This window comes from Pinibacter aurantiacus, assembly GCF_019130065.1.
Lineage (GTDB): Bacteria > Bacteroidota > Bacteroidia > Chitinophagales > Chitinophagaceae > Pinibacter > Pinibacter aurantiacus.
The window spans coordinates 430755-454566 of record NZ_JAHSPG010000015.1; the positions used below are offsets into that span (position 1 = coordinate 430755).

The window sequence follows — 23812 nt, forward strand, 5'->3', positions numbered from 1 at the left end:
AATTCTTAATTCCTAATTCTTAATTTATAAAATCAACCACACCATGATAAAAAACTATCTCAAAATCGCTTTCCGCAACCTCTGGCGGCATCGCGTTTTTTCTTTCATAAATATACTGGGATTGACAGTAGGCATGACGGCATGCTTTCTTATTTTCCTATACGTAAAATTTGAGTTGAGCTATGACAAATTCAATTCAAAGGCTGCAAATATTTACAGGCTGAACACAGACATCAAAACGCCAAGTGAAACGATCAATACGAGCGTTACTGCATGGCCGTTCGCACCAAACATTAAACGGGAGTTTCCGGAAGTAGAGACATTTACACGAGTTAACAACGGAAGTTTTTTGGTAAGAAAGGGAGATGCGAAATTCCAGGAAGACAACACGCTCTTTGCTGACTCAACTTTCTTCGACGTCTTTGATATAAAGATGCTCAAAGGCGATCCTAAAAAGGCGCTTAAGGACATGTTCAGCATTGTATTTACAGAAGATGCCGCAAAAAAATATTTCGGCAACGAAGATCCCATTGGTAAACAAGTGCTCTTAACGGGAGATGGTATCCCTTCAACAGTTACCGGCATCATTCAAAATATTCCTGAAAACTCTATTCTCAAAGGCGACATGCTAGTGTCGATGAGTACGCTTACGCAACACCTGAACAAAGGTCTTGACCAGCAATGGGGCAATTTTGGAGCTACATCATTTTTGCTGCTGAAACCCGGTGTTGATCCCCGTGCGATGGAAAAGAAATTTCCCGATTTCATCGAACGCAACAATGGCAAGGAAAGAAAAGAGAGCCAGATGTTCTACACTTTTACACTAGAACCTTTAAAAGACATTTATCTGCTTTCCACCAGGGACGGCAATAAGTTGGGCAACATGAACAACGTCGACATTTTCTCGATCATCGCTGTTTTCATTTTGCTGATTGCCTGCATCAACTTTATCAATCTTACTACCGCACGTTCATCTGAAAGAGCAAAAGAAGTAGGCATCAGAAAAGTTGTGGGTGCCGCAAAATCGCAAGTAGCGAGACAATTCATTGGTGAGTCAGTTATACTTTGCATCATTGCATTCCTGCTTACTGTATTGTTGTCTGTGTTACTGTTACCGTTGTTTAATAAACTCGCAGGCAAAGTGGTAAGTCATGGCATCTTTACCAACTGGCAATATTTGTTATTGCTGTTCAGCGCAGCCATTGGCATTGGTGTATTGGCCGGTGCATACCCCGCATTGATACTTTCTTCTTTCAAACCTGTGGTTGTTTTGAAAGGAAGATTTGCAACCGGCACAAAAGGTATTTTATTACGCAAAGGTTTGGTGATTGCCCAGTTCTCTATTTCAGTGGTACTGATCATTGCAACACTTGTGGTGTATTCGCAAATGAGTTACATGCGCAAACGCGATCTCGGTTTTTCAAAAGATCAAATGCTCGTTGTTAGCACACAGGGCGACCCTGCAAGATTTGCACTGAAAAATGCCGTGAACAGTTTACCCAACGTGAAATCAACCGCTTTATCTTCAAGTGTTCCGGGCAGTGGCAATCCGGGGGCATATTCTGAAATTGAAAATAAAAAAGGCGACCTGCAAATTGCAAACCTCGATCTATACTTTGTTGACTGGAACTATATTCCGCAATACAAAATTAAAATGGTGGCTGGAAGGTCATTCTCTAAAGACTTTGGCACCGATACCACCCAGGCGATGGTGGTGAACGAATCGGTTACGAAATTGTTGGGTTACTCAAGTCCGCAGGAAGCAGTGGGCAGAAAATTCAAACAATGGGGCCGCGAAGGAAAGATCATCGGCGTAATGCAGGACTTTCATTTCCGCTCGCTGCAACAACCGATCAAACCGCTTACCATGCGCATTGAACCGGATGGCTGCGACCTGCTTTCTGTAAACATTACCGGGGGCAACGTTCCTGCTACCCTCGCCAGCATTGAAAAAAAGTGGAAAGAAATGATTCCCAACCGTCCGTTCAGTTACTTCTTCATGGATGAATTTTTCGACAGGCAATATCGTGGTGAAGAGCGATTTGGCAATCTTTTCCTGAACTTTGCGATCCTTGCGATCTTCATTTCCTGCCTCGGGCTTTTGGGGCTTGCATCGTATAGCACGATGCAGCGTACCAAAGAAATTGGTGTGAGAAAAGTTTTGGGCGCATCTGTCACAAACATCACCGCCTTACTTTCAAGCGACTTTATTAAACTCGTTTTGATAGCTATTGTTATTGCATCGCCGCTGGCATACATTGGCATGCACAAATGGCTGGAAGGCTTTGCCTATCGAACATCTGTAAGCTGGTGGGTCTTTTTACTCGCCGCCCTTACTGCGATATTCATCGCCTTGTTTACGGTTAGCTTTCAAGCGATCAAAGCAGCGGTGGCGAATCCGGTGAAGAGTTTACGAAGCGAGTAAACGAATTAATAATTAATAATTAACAATTAACAGGGCATCAGTCATTACAATTCCGAACATAACTATTGCTGGAAAAAATCACTGAGTGTTACACCCATTAATTGTTAATTATTAATTGTTAATTGAAAAAAAGACGACTAAGACTATCTATTAGACTGACATGATTAAAAACTACTTAAAAATCGCTCTACGCAACATCATCAGAAGAAAATTCTTTTCTGCGCTAAATATTTTTGGCCTCGCCATAGGCATTGCATTTGCATTTATCATTGCGGGATATGCCTGGGAGGAAGCTGGCGTTAATCACAACATCGAACATGTGGAACGGTTCTATTTATTGAAAAGCGAATGGAAGGAAGGTTTCGTCGTCGGCTCTGAACTAAAAACACCTCCGGCGTTGTCGAAAGAATTGCGCAGACAATATCCAAACCTTGTTGAGACTTATTATCGTTGGGATTGGGTAAGTTCTTTTCTCTCTGTGGGTGAAAAGCATTTCAGGGATAGTCTGCAAATCGGAGACTCTACATTTATCACAATGTTTAACTTTCCGGTATTGCACGGCAACAAACGAACGATGTTTGACAATCCGGATGCCGTAGTGATCACGGAATCCAAAGCCATGAGGCTTTTCGGGCAAACAGATGTCGTTGGCAAGCGAGTTACGATCGATAACTATTCAGGCAAGCAACACGACTTTACCGTAACCGGTGTGCTGAAAGATCTGCCTTTCAATTCCGTCACTAATTCTATCATACCAGTAAATGCATCCATCAATTCAACGTTCCTGGGTATTAACGGACTCTTGTTTTTCTACGGAGACTATGAACTCAATAATTGGAACTTTTCATCTTTAACAAGTTATATAAAACTAAAAGAAGGGGTAAGACCAGAGGCGCTGGAACAACCTATCAAACAACTCATCAATAGCAATGCAGATGACTATATCAAAAACAATCTAACCATAAAACTTGCGCCGCTGGCAACTTTCAATCTAGATGCCAATAATGGATTGATCAGAAAAATGATCATCACACTTTCATTGATCGCGGTTTTTATTCTTTGTATGGCGGTGATCAATTTTATCAACATTTCCATTGGTTCATCCGCTTCACGACTCAAAGAAATTGGTGTAAGAAAAGTATTGGGCGGCATGCGCAAACACATCATCCGGCAATTACTTACAGAATCTGTCATTACCGTCCTGTTAGCGATGATCATTGCGTTGGGCATCTACCAGGGCTCACGTTCCTTTTTTGGCGAAATATTTAATTCGGATATTCCATCGTTGCTCTCCTTTCCAATACACTTTATCATTCTCCCGATAGTTTTAATTTTACTGATCGGCGCCACAGCCGGTATCTATCCTGCATTTGTTTTGTCAGCCATAAAATCGGTAGAATTGGTGAAAGGGAAAATGCGATCCATCAAAGAAAACATTACGTTACGCAGAACTCTTATCGGAGTTCAGTTTGGCATCGCCATTATTGTGTTAACGTCAGCCATCATTATTACGCAACAGGTGTTTTACGTGTTGAATAAAGATCTTGGATTTAGCAAAGATCAAATCATTAACGTCGCACTGCCTCGCAACTGGACAGCCGAAGGTGTTGCGAGTATGCAGACATTGAGAAATGAAATCGCCGGCACAAAAGGTGTTACTGCAGCTTCACTTACTTACTCAGTGCCCAACAGAAATGCAATTTCCATGGCAAGGTTATACACCTCAAAACAAGACTCCGCCCATGCAATCGGCGTAAATACATTTATAACTGACGAACAATTTGCGAAGACTTTTGAAATAAAAATGGCCGCCGGAAAATTCTTTAATGATCCGGGTGATAGATATGACTCAGCAAAGATCGTTATCAATGAAACAGCTGCTAAAACTTTGGGATTTACCTCTATGCAGGATGCCATCGGAACATCACTAAGAATGACTGATGATGCGCAGACATATATCATCAGCGGCATTGTAAAGGATTATCACTTCGAATCCAAACATGAAAGTATCAAACCGTTACTGTTTTACAATGTCCGCTACTGGAACGCTTATCGTTTTATTTCTTTAAAACTTGCTGGCAGCAACCTACCGCAAACGATCGCTGCGGTGCAAACAAAATGGAATGCTTTAATGCCTGCCACGCCGTTTGAGTATTCTTTCATGGATGATACCATACAGAAGGCTTATCAAAATGAAATTCATTTAAAGAAGGCTGCATATACCGCGACGCTGCTAGCCGGTGTCATTGTGATGCTGGGTATTGTAGGATTGATTTCTTTAAGTATACAAAAACGCATAAAAGAGATTGGCATCAGGAAAGTGTTGGGTGCCACTGCATCGAGCATTATTTCACTGTTCATTCGCGACTTCATCATCGTAGCTGCAGCATCAGGAATTATTGCTTGCCCGCTGGCCTTCCTTTTCATGAAGCATTGGCTCAATGATTATGCTTATAGAGTTTCCATAACGCCTATGCCTTTTGTAATTGCGTTATTTGCTTTACTAAGTACAACCATCGGCCTGATCAGTTTCCAGGTGGTGCGCTCGACGCTGTTGAATCCGGTGAAGAGCCTACGAAGCGAGTAGCTTCGTTAATTAAGAATTAAGAATTAGGAATTAAGAATTCTTGATTGACGATCGTGCGCTACATATCTCGAGCATTAAAACTGTCAAAAAAAATGTGAATTATGCAACACACAAAGCATTCTTAATTCTTAATTCTTAATTCTTAATTAAAGCAATACATGCAGATAACTATTAATCAAGAATGTCATGATTAAAAACTACATAAAAATCGCCTTCCGCACCATCCTGAAAAACCCTTTCTATTCCATCGTGAATATGCTGGGTTTGGCAACGGGTATTGCGTTTACGTTTGTCATTGCAGGCTGTGTGTGGAGTGAGCTGCAGGTAAACCGAAACCTTAGCAACTACAAGAACCAGTATATCATTCTAAGCAAATGGAAGAGTCCTGATATGGGGTTTGAACTGGCAACTGAAGCACCACTTGCAAAGGCGTTGAAAGAAAATTATCCGACACTGGTTAAAAATTATTATCGCTTCGATGGCATCACTTCTAATGTTTCTAAGGGCGATAAAATGTTTAGAGAGAGTATGCAGATTGGAGATTCGACATTGCTTAGCATGTTTGGTTTTCAATTATTGTATGGTGACCCACGCAATGCTTTCAGCGATCCATTTTCTGTAGTGATCACGGAAGAAAAAGCGATCAAGTATTTCAACAAAACGGACGTAGTTGGTCAAACACTCACCATAGAAAGTTTCTCAGGTTCCAAACATGATTTTACCATTTCAGGTGTAATGAAGACGCCTGAAAGAAATAGCGTAACGAAACTTACGGCGGATAACAACAATCAATTTTATTTGCCGGAAGCGAGCACGGCGTTCTTCGGTCGCGACATGACCACCTGGCAAAATTTCTATATCGTAAACTTCATTGAATTGCAAGACGGCGTTTCGCCAAAAATGCTTGAAAAGCCAATTGCCCATTTAATGAAAATGAATGCGCCGCCAATGGTTCCCGAAAACATGAAGCCAACATTGGAGTCGCTGAAAGATTATTATCTCACCGCATCAAACGGTTTGGTAAAACGAATGCTTTACACGTTATCCTTCATTGCATTCTTTATTCTACTTATGGCCATTATCAACTTTGTGAACATTTCCGTGAGCCGTTCTTCTTCGCGCATGAGAGAGATTGGTATTCGCAAAGTAATGGGTGGCATGCGAAAGTCATTGATATTGCAGTTTCTTATTGAGTCAATCGTGCTGGTAGGCGCCTCGACAATCATTTCGCTTTTCATGTACCAGCTTTCAAAAAATTATTTCGCCACATTACTCAACCGGCCTGTGCTTTCTCTTTTTGATTTCCCTGTGGCCTTTGTATTTATACCGCTTGCAATTATCGTCGTTATTGGATTGCTGTCCGGCATTTATCCTGCACTTGTTTTGTCTTCTTTAAAATCTGTAGAGTCTTTAAAAGGCAAACTGCAAACGAAAGAAAATATCTGGTTGCGCAAATCGCTTGTAGCATTTCAGTTTTGCATTGCCAGCATCGTTTTTATTGCGGCGCTGGTTGTCTCGCAACAGATCAATTTCTTCTTCAGCAAAAGCATTGGGTTCGACAAAGACTACATCGTAACCGCTCAGCTTCCGAGGGACTGGACGGAGAAAGGCGTTAATCACATGGAAGCCACACGTAACGAATTCAGCAGAATGCCGCAAGTGGCCGATGTTGCTTTGTCATACGAAATCCCTAATGGCGCAAACATTGGCGCCGCGGCAATCTTCAAAACCTCCACAGATTCTACACAAAGCGTGGCCGCGCAATTGTTGGTCACTGATGATCACTATACTTCAACCTACAACATTGCGATGTCTGCAGGAAATTTCTACAAACATCCCCGCGGTGCATATGATTCTTCAAAGGTGGTGATTAATGAAACAGCAGCTAAGGCCCTCGGTTACAAAAGCGCCCAAGATGCAGTGGGCCAGTCATTGTCTGTCGTGGGCATTCCTGTTATTTTTAACGTAGCAGGTGTAACAAAAGATTTCCATGCGGGGTCAATGCAAAAAGCGATCAGTCCTTCCATTTTCATGAATGTAAACTTCATACAACGATACCGCTATCTTTCTTTCAAACTGAAACCCGGAAATGTTGCATCGAGCATTGAAGCATTGCAAACGAAATGGTCGCAGCTTTTACCCGGTTCTGCATTTGAATATTCTTTTATGGATGACGAGTTAAAGAAAGTATACACCACAGAACTACAATTGAAACGGGCCGCGTACGCAGCTTCTGTTTTAGCACTGATCATTGTATTGCTGGGTATAATTGGATTAACATCACTCAGCATTCAAAAGCGAACAAAGGAAATTGGCATTCGTAAGATACTGGGCGCGCCGGTATTCAACATCATCGGTTTATTTATGAAAGACTTCCTGCCGGTGCTGTTCATTGGAGGCGTCATTGCTTGTCCGCTGGCTTTCATTGTTCTGCGACGCTGGCTAAACGACTATGCATACAGAATCGTCCTTACTTCTCATCCGTTTATTTTTGCCATTGTGATACTAGGTTTCATAACAATAGCCGTGATCGTTGTACAAACGATTAAAGCCGCGGTGGCGAACCCGGTGAAGAATTTAAGAACAGAGTAAACCAATTAATAATTAGTAATTAATAATTAATAATTCTTTGTATACAACATTCATGATCAAAACCAACAGTATAATTGATAAACAAATAACTCAACAAACAATGCCCGAACAGCACTTTGCATGCAACACCTATTAATTCTTAATTATTAATTATTAATTCCTGACGAACTACACATTTAACCCAACAACACCATTAGCAACCATGTGGAAACACTATCTTGTAACCGCCTTTAGAAATTTAAAAAGACAAAAAGTTTTCTCCGGCATCAACATCACCGGGCTTTCATTGGGTATTGCCACCTTTCTTATTCTGGTAAGTTATGTGCAGTATGAATTTAGCTACGATGCCTATTTCCCCAATCACAAAAATGTTTATCGCATCGATTATGCGGAGAAACAGAACAATGACTACATTCTTAAAACTTCCCGCACGCACACCGCGTTGAGCACCGTTGCAGGCAAGCAGGTTTCGGAAATACAATACATCACCAAGGCCTACTATGAAGAATGTCTGTTGTTCAATGACAGGGCGAAGGAACACTTGAATTGTTTGTGGGTAGACAGTTCATTCCTGAACGTTTTTGATTTGCCATTGATAAGGGGAAACAGAGATAAGGCGTTGGTGGCACCGTTCTCGGTAGCCATTTCTAAATCTGTTGCCAATTCATTTTTTGGCACTGAAGATCCCATTGGCAAAACAGTTTACTTTAATGAGCACGTTCCTTTAAATGTCTCTGCTGTTTATGAAGACATTCCATCTAATGCCTCGCTTCAGCACAAGTTTTTGATTTCCTTCACCACTTTGGACAAAATGTTGAATTGGAATGGCTACGGCGATTTTGGCGGTGCATGGGCCTTTACTTTTGTTTCGCTTTATCCTCAAAGCAATATCAATGCAGTAAACAGTAAACTGGAAAAAATTGCAAGCGATAATATCAGCAGCTTACGCACGAGACATTTGACAGGTTCTTACTCTATGCGCCCGATAACGGATGTTCATTTTGCAACCGGTCTTACCGGCGACATTGAACCGGTGAGAAACAAAACATTGTTGTATGCATTGTTGTCGGTTGCTATTTTCATTTTGATTGCGGCGTGGGTTAATTATATCAATCTCTCGCTGGCGCAATCATTCCAGCGAGCAGATGAGATTGTAGTGCGTAAGGTATATGGCGCGGGACTTTCCCACATCACGCAGCAGTTCATGACGGAAGCTTTTTTGATAAGCATCATCACTTCCATTATTGGCTTCACCATTTATTTCATGTTGCAAAGCTTTCTGTCACATTACATCGCAACCAACTTTGCATCGACCAGCTCGTTTGTTCTGACGTTGTTAATGTGCATTCCTGTCATCATGCTTTGCACCGCGTTGATCGCTATCTATCCGGCGCGGGTGATTGCGAAATACAAACCTGCTTTTATTCTCAAACGTCAGTATAACAATGGCAGCAATAAAAATATTTTGCAAAAAGGCTTAGTAACGTTTCAGTTGTGTTTATCCGTTTTTACGATCGGTTATACCATCATTGCTTTCAAACAAATCAATTACATGCGGCATTTTGATGTAGGCTTTAATACCGATCAAACCATTAGCCTGCGCGGCCCGGCTTCACGCAATATGGATAGTGTACGCTACCAGCATTTTGTTGCTTTCCGTAACGAGGTATTGTCGAACAGCGCATTTAGCTCCGGAACCGCGTCAATGAATATTCCCGGACAGGAACTCCGCTTTCATGATGAAGGTGTAAGACTCGTCGGTGGCAATAATGAAAAAAAACAGTCCTACTGGGTTTCACAAATTGACGACGGTTATATTGGCACTTTTGGTTTGCAGTTGTTGGCCGGGAGAAATATCGGGGAGCGTGATAAAGGCAACGGTTGTATTGTAAATGAATCCGCTGCTAAGGCTTTGGGCTTTACTTCTCCACAACAAGCCATCAATGCGCAGTTGTTATCAGGAAAAGATAAACCATTACAAATTGTTGGCGTAATTCAGGATTACCACCAGGAGTCTTTGCGCAAAAAAGTGGAGCCTGTTATTTTCAAATTCGAGCATCCTTTTGAATTCGGCTATTATACCTTTCGCACAAAAACCGCATCGCGCGGAGATGCTCTAAGCTTCTTGCAGGACGCTTACAAAAAGCATTTTCCTAACGATCCGTTTGTTTACTATTTCATGGATAACTTTTTTGCAAAGCAATATGAGAGCGATGTGATATTTGGCAAGCTGCTCGCGTTGTTCAGCATAATGTCGATCGTTGTTGCGAGTCTTGGTTTGTTTGGTCTTGCCTCATTAAACGTCCAGTTACGTACAAAAGAGATCGGCATTCGCAAAGTTGTGGGCGCATCGGTTTCATCTATTTTACTACTGTTATCGAAAGACTATATAAAGCTTACGATCATTGGTTTTATCATTGCCTCTCCTATTTTGTACTACATCAATAACCAATGGCTCAGCCTGTTTTCATACCGCATCAGTCTCCATTGGTGGATGTTTGTATTGCCCGGTCTTATCGTGCTTTTAATCGCGTGGGGCATCGTTTGCATCCAATCGTTAAGAGCCGCGAATGTAAATCCGGTGAGAACGCTAAGAAGCGAGTGAAAATAGTGGAGAGTGGAGAATTGAGAGTTGAGAGTTCTTTACAATGAAAATTTCCGGCACAAATGGAATTCTTGTGTTGAGCAAATATGCCTAGCCATCAACTTAACTCTCCATTCTCCACTCTCAATTCTCAACTAAAAAGCGAACATCAATTGTATCAAAAACGAACAAGGGCACAAAGCCTACTCTCCATAACTATTTGTTTTTCAATCACAAACACGTTTGGCGGTATATTTGGTTAAACTGGCATGGAGCTGTTTATGGTGAGCGATAATAGATTTCGGACATCACTCTCAACTCTCAATTCTCAACTTTCAACTAAAGAACCATGATTACACTGCGACATATTTCCAAGTGGTACAACATCGGCGGAACAAGGGCCTTTGTTTTAAAAGATATCGATTTGCAGATCAATACGGGTGAGTTCGTTTCTATTATGGGACCGTCGGGTTCAGGTAAATCAACGCTGCTGAATGTGATCGGTATGCTGGACGAACCATCTGAAGGCGATTATATTTTCATGGATCAACCGATGAACTCACTGAAAGAAAAACAACGTTCAGCCCTGTACAAAAAGCACATCGGCTTTGTGTTTCAGGCGTATCACTTAATTGACGAGCTGACTGTATATGAAAACATTGAAACGCCGCTTATTTACCAGGACATAAAAACCTCTGAAAGAAAGGCGCTGGTTTCGGATATCCTTGACCGCTTTAATATTGTTGGTAAAAAGGATCTTTTTCCTACACAATTATCAGGAGGCCAGCAGCAACTTGTGGGTATTGCAAGAGCGCTGATCAGCAATCCACAATTGATTTTAGCTGATGAGCCTACCGGCAACCTAAACTCTAAACAAGGTGAAGAAATCATGGAACTCTTCACAGAACTTAATAAAGAGGGTGTTACCATTATACAGGTTACACATTCAGAAAAAAATGCTGCTTACGGAAGCAGGATCATTAATCTGCTGGATGGAAGAATAGAAGTTCAACCGGCAAGTGTACACTAGCCACATTCATATTAAGTTGTTCGTTGCTAGTTATTAATTGTTAGCGTTTATTTTCGAATAGTCGCTACCGAATCCTAACAACTAACAACCGTCAACTAACAACTATTTTTCCTTTTTCAAAAGAACAACGAGTAATGGAATACAAAAAAATTATTTGCGGACTGGCTTTGGTAATCGGATCGTTTACAACACACGCACAGGTAATGACGCTGCAGCAATGCATAGAAACCGCAATTAAGAACAACATAGAGATTCAACAGTCTGAACTGGATGTGCAAACTGCGGATGTTTATCATCAACAGGCGAAAATGAATCTGCTGCCCTCTATTTCCGGTTATGTTGGTCATAGCAACAACAAGGGACGCAGTATTGATCCCGGCACAAACAGTTACATCGACCAGCAATTCACTTCGGCAAACTATAGCCTGAATGGCAATTTGATTTTGTTCAATGGTTTATCGTTGTTGAATTCTATTAAACAAAACAATTTGCTCTTTGATGCGAGTAAAAAAGATTGGCAACAAAAGAAAGATAATACGGCGCTAAGTGTTGTTACGTCTTACCTGCAAGTGCTTGCGAATGAGGACTTGTACGTGATTGCACAGAACCAGGCATCGCTTACAAAGAGCCAGGTTGATCGGTTGGAAATCTTAAACAGTGACGGCGCCATCGCTCCTTCCCTGCTTACAGATTTGAAAGGACAGCTCGCGAATGATGAGCTCACGATTGTAAACGCAAAGACAGCTGTGGAAACTGCCAAGCTCAATTTGTGTCAGCTGATGAATGTGCCCTACAATTCAAAGCTCGAGCTCGAACGCAGCGGAACAGAAACCATTCCCGCAAAATATGATTTTACTGCGCAACAGGTTTATGAAACAGCTGAGGACAATTTACCGATGGTGAAGGCTGCCAACCTGCGCACACAGAGTTATAATAAAGCGGTGAAAGTTGCACAGGGTTATTTGTATCCGCAGCTGTCGCTGAGTGGCTTGTATGCAACGAATTTCTCCAGCATTTTTTATAAACCAATTGCAGGTAATGTGGTAGATGTTTCTACTCCTAATTATGTGATGGTAAACGGTGGAAAGTCCAACGTATATTCACCGCAGCAGCAGTATGAGGACTATAAATACTTTGATCAGTTGAAGAATAACTACGGTAGCACTTTTACACTGGGTTTGAATATTCCCATCTTCAATAATCTTTCCGTTCGCAACAAAGTAAAGCTTGCAAAGATCCAGGAAAAGAATGCCGGCTTGCAGGAACAAAATACGCTCTTGCTTTTGCGCCAGGCGGTTGATCAAGCACACCTGAACATGACTTCCGCTTATGATCGCTATGGCATTTCTACCAAACAGGTAGCTGCGTTTAAAGAATCATTCGGAGCAGCGGAAGTACGCTTTAATGCAGGCGTTGGCACTTCTGTTGACTACCTCACTGCAAAAAATAATATCGACAGGGCAAATATTAATTTGACTACTGCGAAGTACGAATACATTTTCAGAACAAAGGTGCTGGACTATTACCAGGGCAAGCAGTTGTACTAGTAGAGACGCATGATAATGCGTCTCAAAAAAACCGCATGATAATGCGTCTCTGAAAAAGCGCATGATAATTCGTCTGCCCGTAGAGACGCGTTGAACGCGTCTCCGTAGCACCCAAAACATGATACGTTAAAACAACATCCCCGCCTTTTGGGCTACACATTTCAGGTGTTACGGAGACGCATTATCATGCGTCTCTACCGAGATTCGTGACCAAGGATGGGCATTTGTGCCACGCATCCCGATACGCGTTTCCCCCATCCGCGTCTTTTTCGCTTTTTTTCCATAATTTGACCGCCAAATTAAACATACTGCATGTCCAACTCTTTGTTCCGTAAGAAATCGATAGCTAAAATTGTCAAGGATGCCGAACAAGGTTTTGGCGATGGTCACGACGCCGGAGGTTTGCATAAGATTCTCACTGTAAGGGATTTAACATTTATGGGCATTGCCGCCGTGGTAGGTGCGGGCATCTTTTCTACCATCGGCACCGCAGCATTTAATGGTGGCCCGGGCATTTCTCTCCTATTCATAATTACAGCTGTTACCTGCGGATTTTCGGCACTTTGCTATGCTGAATTTGCGAGTCGTGTGCCTATCGCAGGGAGTGCTTACACATATGCATACGTATCATTCGGTGAATTGATCGCGTGGATCATTGGCTGGGCCTTGATCCTGGAATATGCCATCGGAAACATTGTGGTGGCCATTTCATGGAGTGGTTACTTTAATAATCTTTTGATGGGCTTAGGCGTTCACCTGCCCGGCTGGCTCTTGAACGACCCTTCCACGGCTTTTAAAAATTTCACCAACGCAACTGCAGAACTCGCTTCCGGCAAGACTTTGACAGATGATGCAAGACAAATGTTCCAGGGTTACATTAGCACATGGAACAGCGCCCCTATTGTTGCGGGCAAACATTTCTTCATCAATTTGCCGGCTTTCATTATTGTTGTACTGATTACAACCCTTGCCTACATTGGCATTAAAGAAAGCAAGAAGACGACCAACTTCATGGTGATCTTTAAAATATTGGTGATCATTTTTGTGATCATCCTCGGTTTCTTTTATGTAAAACCTGCTAACTGGCATCCATTCCTACCAAACGGATTTGGTGGCGTGCTGGCGGGTGTATCTGCTGTATTCTACGCCTATATTGGCTTTGACGCCATTTCAACAACGGCGGAAGAATGCCGCAATCCGCAAAGAGATCTTCCACGCGGCATGATCTATTCACTTATAATTTGTACCATTTTATACATCCTCATCGCTTTGGTGCTTACCGGTATGGTGAATTATTCAGAATTAAAGGTGCCCGATCCTTTGGCTTATGTTTTCCATAAGATCGATCAAAAGTGGATCAGCTATATTATTTCAATCAGCGCAGTGGTGGCTACAACCAGCGTTATGCTTGTATTCCAGGTGGGACAACCGCGCATCTGGATGAGCATGAGCCGCGATGGATTGTTGCCAAAAAGATTTTCTGAGGTGCATAAAAAATATAAAACGCCTTCTTATGCAACGATCATTACAGGTATTGTGGTAGGCGTACCAACACTGTTTATGCCAATGGATATGATGACCGACCTAACCAGCATCGGCACTTTGTTTGCGTTTGTATTGGTTTCTGCAGGTGTTTTGTTGTTACCCAAAAATGAAAACAGACATGGCGGTTTCCGTTTGCCTTATATCAACGGACGTTTCATTGTTCCTATTCTGTTCATCGTTTTCATTTATCTCATGAAAGACAGAATCGTTACCTCGGCACAAAACCTTGGTAAGGATAGTTTGCAGGAAGTGTTGTTCCTTGTGTATATGTTGATTGGTGTAATTCTTTCTTCACTAACATTCATTCGCTCCTATTCGATGATACCTATCTTAGGTGTTTTATCCTGCGCCTATCTGCTTATTGAAATCCCTGCCATTTCCTGGGTTTGGTTCTTTGTGTGGATGGCTGTAGGGCTGGTGATTTATTTCTTTTATGGATATAGGAAGAGCAGGCTTGCTGCGCAGCAAGGAAATTTGAAAATTTGAAAATGGGTTGCTAACTCAACATTCATAAATAAAAGGAGACATTCATTAAAAGGATGTCTCCTTTTTTTGCGGAATCTTGCACAGAAAGAATTTTCAAATTTTCAAATCTTCAAATTTTCAAATTGCCAGCCGGTGTACCTTTGTTGCATGCAGACACTACAGAAACGCGACCAGTCCGTAATCTGGCATCCTTTTTCTCCTCTTAAAAATATGCCAGAGCCGATTCCTATTGTGAAGGGCGAAGGTGTTTATATCATTGATGAATCAGGCAATAAATATATAGATGGTATCAGTAGCTGGTGGGTAAATATCCATGGGCACGCGCATCCATATATTGCTGAAAAAATTTACAAACAGGCGCTGCAGCTTGAGCATGTGATCTTTGCGGGTTTCACTCATTATCCGGCAGTTGAACTGGCGGAAAGACTATTACCCATTTTGCCAGGCAAGTTTTCTAAAATATTCTATTCCGATAATGGTTCCACCGCCGCAGAAGTTGCCATTAAAATGGCGATTCAATATTGGTGGAATAAGAGCAACAATGAGGCTCCCGTAAAAAAGAAAATACTTGCGTTTGAACATTCTTATCACGGCGATACATTCGGCGCTATGAGTGTGAGCGAACGAGGCATTTTCACCAAAGCATTTCACAACTATTTGTTTGACGTTGTTTTCATCGACACGCCAACAGCAGACAACATCGACCAGCTAACATCTTTCATTGCGGCCAATGGTCATGAAATTGCCGGCTTTATTTACGAACCATTGATACAAGGTTCCGGTGGCATGCGCATGTATGATGCCGGATTGATGGACATATTGTTGGAAACGGCCAAACAACACGAAATCATTTGCATTGCCGATGAAGTAATGACGGGCTTTGGACGCACGGGTAAAATTTTCGCGAGTGAGTATATGCAGGTAAAGCCCGATATCGTTTGTCTGTCGAAAGGATTGACGGGCGGAACAATGGCACTTGGCATTACAGCCTGCAACGACAAAATTGTGGATGCATTTACTACTGATGACAGATTGAAAACATTCTTTCACGGTCACTCTTTTACAGCAAACCCGTTGGCATGTTCTGCAGCATTGGCGAGCCTCGATCTTTTGCAAAGAGAAGAATGCAAAGCTTCGATCAAAAATATTTGCGAGCAGCATTCAAACTTCCTGAAAGTGCTTAACCAAAAGCATAGCCCTGTCGTAAAAAACATTCGTCAAACAGGCACCATCATTGCCTTTGAGATTAGCATTGGTAAGGATGAATATTTAAATACAGTGAACAAAGACTTCAGCAGGCTGATGATGCAACAAGGCGTTTACCTAAGACCACTTGGCAACACTGTTTACATCATGTCTCCATACTGCATCACCACGGAGGAATTGCAGAAAGTGTACAGGGCGCTGTTAGGTTGGATTTTATTAATTGAGAGTTGAGAGTTGAGAATGGAGAGTGAATGCTTAATGTCATAGCAATCATTATAAAAAAGAAGTCGCATCAAATTTGATGCGACTTCTTTTTATCTTTTCGCGTTGAAAATGATTTTCAAACTTCAAGCAACTCTCAACTCTCCATTCTCAACTCTCCACTAACTAACTTTTCACCGGAATGGTCACTTGCGTTTTATCCCATGTGATTAAAATATCACTTCCTTCTACTCTTATAGTAAGCTGCTCAACAGCGCTGTCGATCTTTTTAGATGGCACTTTCACTTGCAGCACATCTTTGTCTTTGTTTTTGGTGTAATCGTAAGCACCCCACTGTTTCAACTGACCGTTTAAAATAACTGTCCACTCGCCTTCTGCAGGAATAGTGAACAATGTATAAGTGCCGGCTTTAACTGGCTTGCCACCAAAAGTTGCGTCTTTTTTGAAAGTGATCTGAGTTGCTTCATCCGCACCCGTTCTCCATACCTCGCCATATTTTACCAGGCTGCCGAAGATCTCTCTGTTCTTTTTATATGGTCTGCCGTAAGTGATCTCAATGTTTTTTGCACTTACAGTGTCATGAGGACTAGCTCTTTGCTTTTGCTGTGCAAATACTGGAAGCATGAAAGTCGAAGCAATGAGTAAGAATAACAGGTGTTTCATTATTATAAATTTTATGTAAAACAATGTACGATCAATTCACAAATTATGCCAGAGAATGAATGATGAATTATGAAGGATATATGATGAATGGTTTGAGAGGCAGAACGCCCGCCTGAATGACTTTAGTCGGGCAGGCTGATTTTCATGATTATCATGGTTTGTCAAGATTTTTTGTTGTATTTCAACATCAGAACCAATTCAGCTGCAGTTGCGTCGCACCCGTCAGCATTTGTAATTCTTATCGGCAAAAAATTACAAAATCATAACAAATCATGACAATCATGAGAATCTGTGTTCCTTCTCTATCTTAGACCCTGCTCTTTAAATCTGGCAAGGCTTTTCTCCATTATAGGGCCCAATTGCTGGTCATACACCATGCTGGCAAATTTTTCCCAGGGGTACCATTTCACTTTGAAATCAAAATACCATTGCACCGTGGTCATATTATCATGTGCAACCAAATAATAACCGGAAGTGAATATTGTATTTTTTTGGTGCCACTCAGCTTTGATCGTACTATCGGAAGTAGACACAATGTCGATACTTACCTGATCAGACGTAAGCGATGTTGCCGAAGGATATTGTTTGTTTGTAAATGTATCAACATACAAATTCCATTTCTCCCAGTTGCGGATGTCGGAAAGATATTTGCGCACAGAATCAAAAGGAGCATCTATATCCGTCGCTCTTGATACTTTAACAGTAGAAGGCATGAACGAGGAAATAATAAATACCAGTCCAAAAAGCACCACCGCGCTGATGATGGCGAGTTTTAAAATTTTCATGCTGCAAGTAAAGTAATTAATAATTAATAAAGAATAATTAATAGGCTGAACGCAAAACGCCCAACGCGGAACGCAGATTGCACCACCGAAACAGTCATGCAAGGCAGCTTGCACATAAGAACAGCGTTAAGCTTTCAGCGTTCAGCATTAAGCGCTTTTTTCAAGTCCTCCACCAGCATTTCCGTCCTTCTGTCAACACCGGATTTTACCAAATGGTATGGTGTGTCAAACATAAGCGAGTCAACCATTCTGTAGCGTTTCGCAGATCCGGCCAACACAAATTTTTGTTTCAGTGCTGCTTCCACCATTTCAAGTTTTGCAGCAGAATTATCATACGAAGAATCCTGGTAAGCAGGAAAAGAAACAATAAAAGATGCTTTCTTCTCTTCTACTTTACGTTGAAATTCTTTGATCATCTCTATGTTCACCGGGTTGTACTCAGCAGTTATTTTATACGGGGCAAAATAGGGCCGCTTCATTGTCCAGTGCAGTGTTTCATCGCCAAACTGATTGATTGTATTTCTGCGGTATTGCGGCGGATTGGTGTTTGTTCCAAAATATTCTGTTGGCTTGAATTTCGTCAGCGCATACCTTGGAACCAAAGGCAGCAAGCGATAGACTTGTGCAACGTTCAGCAATTTTATTTTCGATTTATTAACATCGAGCACCGTCCGCAAAAGTTCGTCTGTTCCAATATCATAATCCTTAAAGAAATGTTCATATTCGGGAATAAGCACCACCACATCGCCGGGTTGTACATACTGAATAGTATTGTCGAGCATGTAGTGCAAAGTCAACAAGGCGTGAACGCCCGTGTTGACAGGGTTTAGGTGCAATGAGTCTTTCAATATCTGGCTATTCAGACTGAACATCAGATTGGAGCCGCCAACTAGTATCAACCGCCTCGATGGAACATTTTTTAGCAACGAATCTTTTTTTAAGCTCGTAAAAAGCGAGGTATCCGCAGCCCTGGGCGTTGGTGGTAACAATATGCCCACCAAAAAGACCAGGACAAATGGCAGTAAGAAACAACCCAGGTAATAAAAAAGTCTTTTCATTGGTGCGGCTAAAATTGAAAGTAAATGAATGTTTGTTCCTTCGTGCTATAGTTGATGATGACCCAAATTATTGCGTAGTAGGACAACCAGCGGATGTATCTTCTCTTCACACCTCCAATCCTTGCAATGGCGTAAGGTTGCTCTCTTCCCATCCATTCCACGATCAGGAAAAACAAAATGAACAACAGCGTTTTCTTAGCGTCGTTGATGCTGTAGAAATTTGGCGCGGAAAACAGGGAACGCGAAAACATGTGTTTGATATAAGCCAGCGCATGGCTCATGTCTTTTGCCCGGAAAAATATCCACGCGAAACACGTTAAGCCAAATGTAAGCAGCATCGAAAACAACTCTTTGAGAGTCGGGAAAGTCTTGCCCGCAGCTACTATTTGCAGGTTGTCACGATTTTTATTCGTGAGTAAAAGCGGCATGAAATAAATAGCATTCAATCCGCCCCAAACAATGAATGTCCAGTTGGCGCCATGCCAGAAACCACTCACCAAAAAGATGATAAAAGTATTTCTCACTTTCATCCATGTGCCGCCTTTGCTGCCACCGAGCGGTATGTACAAGTAATCTCTGAACCAGCTCGAAAGTGAAATGTGCCAGCGTCGCCAGAATTCGGCAATGTCCCTGGAAAAATAGGGATAGGCGAAATTTCGCAACAGCTCGATGCCAAAGAGCCTTGCCGTTCCCAAAGCGATATCGGAGTAACCGGAAAAATCTCCATATATCTGGAATGCGAAGAAAATTACACCGAGTACCAATGTACTTCCGGAAAATGACGATGGATCGCTAAAGATCAAATTAACATACTGCGCACTCTGGTCTGCAATGATGATCTTCTTAAACAGCCCCCACAATATTTGTCGTAAACCATCGACCATTTTCGAATAATCAAATTTGCGCGACTCTTTGATCTGCGGTAAAAGGTGCGTCGCTCTTTCGATTGGTCCTGCCACGAGCAGCGGGAAAAAACTTACGAACAATGCATACTCCACAAAGTTCCGTTCAGCCTTGATCCTGTCACGATAAATATCAAATACGTACGACAGGCCATGAAAAGTATAAAACGAAATACCGACCGGTAGAATAACGGACAGCGTCCACGGATTTACATGCAGGCCAACATTTGAAATGGCTTCCGCAAACGAGGTGACGAAAAAATTGTAGTATTTGAAAAAACCGAGAAAGCCCAAATTGATCGTAATACTCAGCCACAACCATAGTTGCTTATTACGCCGCGTCGGGGCATTCATAATTTTCAGCCCGGTAAAAAAATCGAGGAACGTAGAAAACGCAAGCAGGAACAAAAACCGCCAGTCCCAGCAACCATAGAAGAAATAGCTGGCAATGAGCAGTAAAATATTTTGTTGTTGAAGGGTTTTAGTTACGCGCCAATACAGTAAAAAAACCACCGGTAAAAATAGAGCAAAGGCAAAGGAGTTAAAAAGCATTGGTCTGGTTTAAGCGTGCAGCTTAAATGTAAGAAGGAAAAGTAAGAAGTAAAAATTCAAAAGCAAAAAGATGGCACACGGATGACACGGATTGGACTGATTTACACGGACTTTTTTACAAGTTGAATAACTGAGTAACTGAATAGCTGAGTTCAACTTCCACTTTGCGTTTCAGTTATTCAGTTACTCAGTTATTCAATTATTGATCGTGTAAATCAGTCCAATCCGTGTCATCCGTGTGCCATTATTTATTCCCACTTAAACGTCTTCACGGCCGCGGCATACACTACAACACCCCAAATAGCAAGAATGCCGATCTGAGGCCAGCAGTCGGTTAAATGAGCGCCTTCAAATGCTATTTTACGCATGGCGTCGTTAAAGTGCGTTAAAGGCAAAATGCGGCAGAGGGGCTGCAACCATGCCGGAAATGCGTCTATAGAAAAGAAAGTACCTGCGAGTAAAAATTGCGGCAGTGTAACGATGTTTGCCAAAGGCGGGATAACACTTTCACTTGTGGCCAGTCCGCTTACAATAAATCCAAAACCCATAAACACCAGCAATGCAAGAAAACTTAACGCCATTATTTCCAGGAAAGTTACCCAGCCATTCACCAGCGTAAAGTTGAAAGCAAAGTGGCCAAGTGCGATAATGATAACGGCTGTAATGAGTTGAAATATTACGCGACTTAATCCTTCTCCTAAAATAATCGAAGTGCGATTAATAGGCGTTGCAAAAAAACGCTTCAAAACCAATTGCTGACGAAGGTTGAAAAATAAGAAAGCCACACCAAATACGCCTGCGCTTAACAATGAGAAACCCATTTGTCCGGGCAAAATAAAATCAATGGTTTTGTATTCACGCACTGTTTCGATATCGGGAACGATGTGTGCTACGGATTGTCTTTCGGCAAATTTTATCTTATCGATCTTGGAAATAATGTTTTCCAGGTATGGTAAAAAAGCAGCGATCTTGTCGGCACTGGCCGTGGTTGATTTGAATTTTGCCAGGTACTCAACATTGCTGTTTGGCTCCTTTGCCTTTTCTATTGAAAGAATACCTGTGATTCTTCCTTTGATAAGATCAGATTGAATTTCCTGATCTGTTTTATCTGTTATAAATTTTATGTTGCTATGAAGCTTTATCGAATCGAGTAAGACGTTGTTTGTATCGCTGTGTTTGTCCAGCACAATTTTAAACGACGGTCCAGTGCTGTTTCCGATGAAGCCAAAAACCAAAATAAAAATGAGTGGAAAAAATATACTGAAAATAACTGCCGACGGACTTCTCAATATTCCCTTTAAACTTGCTTTAGTAATCGCCAGCATTGCCCTGCCCTGGCTGTAAGATTGCTGCATTCTGTGTGGTTGAGTGGCGAAGGTACGGCAATGTGCTAATTTGAAAATGTGCTAATTTGAAAATGTCAGGTGCTCCATCAAAATTTAGATGTTACACCTGACATTTTCAAATTTTCAAATTCACATATTTTCAAATTTCGAAACTGGCGAGATTGCTTCGGCTGTTTACACTTTTTGACCATTCTGTTTATTATTCGTCACCATTCTCGGCTGGGCCTCGCAATGACGTTGCCGCTTTTTTGCATTTCCACCAAACAAGCAGCTATTGAAAGCCCAGCATGTTGCGCGTCATTGCGAGCCCTAACGGAGAAAGAATGAATGATGACTTCGACGTATCCAATAATTAGAGTCAGGGCGAAGCAATCTCAGGAAGAATGACCTCGCGAACAACAAGACAAAAAAAATGCTTCAAGGCGCACCTCAAAGCATTTTCAAATTTTCAAATCTTCAAATTTTCAAATTATTCAACGATCATTTCAAAAGGCAATTTCGTCTGCGCCACGCCCATCATGGCTTTTATAGCTTTGAGGCCATTGTATGCTCGATAGCCTTCTTCACCCACTTCTTCTTTAATTGCGTCCTCTTTTATGGTGTTGGCTTTGGTAACTTTTTGGAAACTGCTTAGCATTTTGTCAAGGAAGCTTACTGGCTCCGGATATTCTTTTACGCGGTATTCCTTTAGTTTCGCCATTCTCGCAGCGCAATCAACCGCATCCTGTATGTTGCCAAGTCTGTCAACAAGGCCAAGGGCCTTACCTTTTGAGCCAGTCCACACACGGCCTTGGGCAATGCTGTCAGTATAAGCAAATGACAAGCCTCTTCCATCAGAAACACGTGTAAGGAAAGTAAAGTAAATGCTGTCCACATCGTTCTGAATGTATCTTCTTTCTATGTCTGATAGCGGTTGTGAAATGCTTGGAACCGATGCGTGCTCCGCGGTTTTTACACCGTCAAAAGTCACACCCAATTTGTTTTTGAAAAAGCCGGAGAGATTAGGCATCATACTAAAAACACCAATAGAACCTGTGATGGTATTCGGTTCTGCAAAAATGCTATCTGCATCGCAGGAAAGATAATAGCCACCGGAAGCGGCATAATCTCCAAAGCTTAGGATGACCGGCTTCACTTTTCTTACAAGCGAAATTTCACGCCAGATATTTTCACTGGCCAATGCGCTTCCCCCGCCGGAGTTGATGCGGAACACAACAGCTTTCACCGTATTGTCATAACGCACCTTGCGCAGGTAGCTGCGAAACTTCTCACCACCAATTTGGCCTTCGCCGCCTTTTCCATCTACAATGTCACCTTGTGCATATATCAAGGCAATTCTGTCGGAACCCTTGCCATCCTTGAAATTTACAGCTGCTTCGTATTTGCCGATCGGCACAAAATTGATCTTATTTTCCTGCTTTACGCCAAGCTTTTCTTTTAATTCAGCTTTCACTTCATCATCATATTTCGCCGCGTCAAGGAGTTTGTATTTTACTGCGTCATTGGTAGACTGAATTGCCAGATCATTTGCGAGTTTATGCAACAAAGTCGTGTCAACGCTTCTTTGTTCTGCAGTGTTTAGCAGGAAGCGCTCATAAAGATCATTCAACAGTTCCTGTGATTGCAGGCGGTTGGCATCCGTCATTTTATCGGCTCTGAAAGGCTCTGTAGCACTTTTGAACTTACCTGCGTAAAATATCTGCGGATCGATTTCCAGTTTGTCCAGTGCATTTTTAAAGAACATGTATTGAATGGAAAAACCCTTCCATTCCAACCCTCCTTTAGGATTGCAATAAATTTTATCCGCTACATTGCCCACGTAGTACGCTTTCTGGCTCATCATGTCGCCATAGGCATAAATAAATTTCTTGGTTTTCTTAAACTCGAGCAATGCGTTTCTAACTTCTTCGCTTGTCGCAAATCCGTTGGGATTGTCGTTACATTTCAGGTAAATGCCTTTTATGGAAGAGTCGGTTTCCGCAAACTTGATCAGGCGGATCATGTCATACAAACCGGGTGCATCGTATTGTTCTTCGGAAGAAAGATCTGCGATTGGATTCTCCTGTTTTTGTTCACGGATCGGTTTACTGAGATCAATGAATAAAACTGCTTTTTCTCCAACCTGAACATCTTTTTTTGCAGTTACACTGCCTACTACTCCGGCCAAAATAAAAACCCCAACAACTGCAAAAACGATCAGGGCCAGCAGGGAGGCAAGAAAAAATTTCAAAAATTGTCTCATTAATATTCAGGTGTTTGTGTGAAACTATTCAAAAATAAAG

Annotated in this window: 14 protein-coding genes; 8 read left to right on the plus strand and 6 right to left on the minus strand. The window is 41.9% G+C overall.

Annotation, left to right across the window (positions count from 1 at the left end):
- Positions 1 to 43: 43 nt before the first annotated feature.
- The 8 genes from KTO63_RS20210 to bioA all read left to right on the plus strand — a co-directional run bounded on the left by KTO63_RS20210 (position 44) and on the right by bioA (position 16233).
- Positions 44 to 2425 (plus strand): ABC transporter permease, encoded by a 2382-nt coding sequence (locus KTO63_RS20210; RefSeq protein WP_217793741.1) that lies wholly within the window; start codon positions 44 to 46, stop codon positions 2423 to 2425.
- Between the two features lie 160 nt (positions 2426 to 2585).
- Complete coding sequence (locus KTO63_RS20215) at positions 2586 to 5012, plus strand: ABC transporter permease (protein WP_217793743.1); 2427 nt, start codon at positions 2586 to 2588, stop codon at positions 5010 to 5012.
- Positions 5013 to 5198: 186 nt separating this feature from the next.
- Positions 5199 to 7604: an ABC transporter permease gene (locus KTO63_RS20220; protein ID WP_217793745.1), complete on the plus strand. Its 2406-nt coding sequence runs from the start codon at positions 5199 to 5201 to the stop codon at positions 7602 to 7604.
- A 202-nt stretch (positions 7605 to 7806) separates the two neighbouring features.
- On the plus strand, positions 7807 to 10209 hold the full coding sequence (locus tag KTO63_RS20225) for an ABC transporter permease (protein WP_217793747.1): 2403 nt from the start codon (positions 7807 to 7809) through the stop codon (positions 10207 to 10209).
- A 328-nt stretch (positions 10210 to 10537) separates the two neighbouring features.
- Positions 10538 to 11218 carry an ABC transporter ATP-binding protein gene (locus tag KTO63_RS20230; protein ID WP_217793749.1) on the plus strand — a complete coding sequence of 227 codons (681 nt, stop codon included), beginning with the start codon at positions 10538 to 10540 and terminating at the stop codon, positions 11216 to 11218.
- A gap of 134 nt (positions 11219 to 11352) precedes the next feature.
- A complete protein-coding gene (locus KTO63_RS20235) occupies positions 11353 to 12765 on the plus strand; it encodes a TolC family protein (RefSeq protein ID WP_217793752.1) in 1413 nt (470 codons plus the stop codon).
- 312 nt (positions 12766 to 13077) lie between these two features.
- Positions 13078 to 14796 carry an amino acid permease gene (locus tag KTO63_RS20240; RefSeq protein ID WP_217793754.1) on the plus strand — a complete coding sequence of 573 codons (1719 nt, stop codon included), beginning with the start codon at positions 13078 to 13080 and terminating at the stop codon, positions 14794 to 14796.
- Positions 14797 to 14943: 147 nt separating this feature from the next.
- Positions 14944 to 16233 carry an adenosylmethionine--8-amino-7-oxononanoate transaminase gene (gene bioA, locus KTO63_RS20245; protein ID WP_217793756.1) on the plus strand — a complete coding sequence of 430 codons (1290 nt, stop codon included), beginning with the start codon at positions 14944 to 14946 and terminating at the stop codon, positions 16231 to 16233.
- A gap of 156 nt (positions 16234 to 16389) precedes the next feature.
- Here the strand turns inward: bioA and KTO63_RS20250 are convergent, their stop codons facing one another.
- The 6 genes from KTO63_RS20250 to sppA all read right to left on the minus strand — a co-directional run bounded on the left by KTO63_RS20250 (position 16390) and on the right by sppA (position 23772).
- Positions 16390 to 16887, minus strand: coding sequence for a DUF2911 domain-containing protein (locus KTO63_RS20250; protein ID WP_217793758.1), 498 nt, complete (start codon positions 16885 to 16887; stop codon positions 16390 to 16392).
- 302 nt (positions 16888 to 17189) lie between these two features.
- Positions 17190 to 17672, minus strand: coding sequence for an SRPBCC family protein (locus KTO63_RS20255; protein WP_217793760.1), 483 nt, complete (start codon positions 17670 to 17672; stop codon positions 17190 to 17192).
- A gap of 134 nt (positions 17673 to 17806) precedes the next feature.
- A complete protein-coding gene (locus KTO63_RS20260) occupies positions 17807 to 18730 on the minus strand; it encodes a hypothetical protein (protein WP_217793762.1) in 924 nt (307 codons plus the stop codon).
- Positions 18731 to 18738: 8 nt separating this feature from the next.
- Positions 18739 to 20184, minus strand: a complete 1446-nt coding sequence (locus KTO63_RS20265; RefSeq protein WP_217793764.1) for an MBOAT family O-acyltransferase — start codon at positions 20182 to 20184, stop codon at positions 18739 to 18741.
- Between the two features lie 248 nt (positions 20185 to 20432).
- Positions 20433 to 21539, minus strand: coding sequence for an ABC transporter permease (locus KTO63_RS20270; RefSeq protein ID WP_217793766.1), 1107 nt, complete (start codon positions 21537 to 21539; stop codon positions 20433 to 20435).
- 460 nt (positions 21540 to 21999) lie between these two features.
- On the minus strand, positions 22000 to 23772 hold the full coding sequence (gene sppA, locus KTO63_RS20275; protein ID WP_217793769.1) for a signal peptide peptidase SppA: 1773 nt from the start codon (positions 23770 to 23772) through the stop codon (positions 22000 to 22002).
- Between the last annotated feature and the right edge of the window lie 40 nt (positions 23773 to 23812).

Excerpts from the sequence above, each read along its gene's own strand:
- KTO63_RS20210 (WP_217793741.1), top strand. The coding sequence starts at position 44 with ATGATAAAAAACTATCTCAAAATCGCTTTCCGCAACCTCTGGCGGCAT.
- KTO63_RS20215 (WP_217793743.1), top strand. The coding sequence starts at position 2,586 with ATGATTAAAAACTACTTAAAAATCGCTCTACGCAACATCATCAGAAGA.
- KTO63_RS20220 (WP_217793745.1), top strand. The coding sequence starts at position 5,199 with ATGATTAAAAACTACATAAAAATCGCCTTCCGCACCATCCTGAAAAAC.
- KTO63_RS20225 (WP_217793747.1), top strand. The coding sequence starts at position 7,807 with ATGTGGAAACACTATCTTGTAACCGCCTTTAGAAATTTAAAAAGACAA.
- KTO63_RS20230 (WP_217793749.1), top strand. The coding sequence starts at position 10,538 with ATGATTACACTGCGACATATTTCCAAGTGGTACAACATCGGCGGAACA.
- KTO63_RS20235 (WP_217793752.1), top strand. The coding sequence starts at position 11,353 with ATGGAATACAAAAAAATTATTTGCGGACTGGCTTTGGTAATCGGATCG.
- KTO63_RS20240 (WP_217793754.1), top strand. The coding sequence starts at position 13,078 with ATGTCCAACTCTTTGTTCCGTAAGAAATCGATAGCTAAAATTGTCAAG.
- bioA (WP_217793756.1), top strand. The coding sequence starts at position 14,944 with ATGCAGACACTACAGAAACGCGACCAGTCCGTAATCTGGCATCCTTTT.
- KTO63_RS20250 (WP_217793758.1), bottom strand. The coding sequence starts at position 16,887 with ATGAAACACCTGTTATTCTTACTCATTGCTTCGACTTTCATGCTTCCA.
- KTO63_RS20255 (WP_217793760.1), bottom strand. The coding sequence starts at position 17,672 with ATGAAAATTTTAAAACTCGCCATCATCAGCGCGGTGGTGCTTTTTGGA.
- KTO63_RS20260 (WP_217793762.1), bottom strand. The coding sequence starts at position 18,730 with ATGAAAAGACTTTTTTATTACCTGGGTTGTTTCTTACTGCCATTTGTC.
- KTO63_RS20265 (WP_217793764.1), bottom strand. The coding sequence starts at position 20,184 with ATGCTTTTTAACTCCTTTGCCTTTGCTCTATTTTTACCGGTGGTTTTT.
- KTO63_RS20270 (WP_217793766.1), bottom strand. The coding sequence starts at position 21,539 with ATGCAGCAATCTTACAGCCAGGGCAGGGCAATGCTGGCGATTACTAAA.
- sppA (WP_217793769.1), bottom strand. The coding sequence starts at position 23,772 with ATGAGACAATTTTTGAAATTTTTTCTTGCCTCCCTGCTGGCCCTGATC.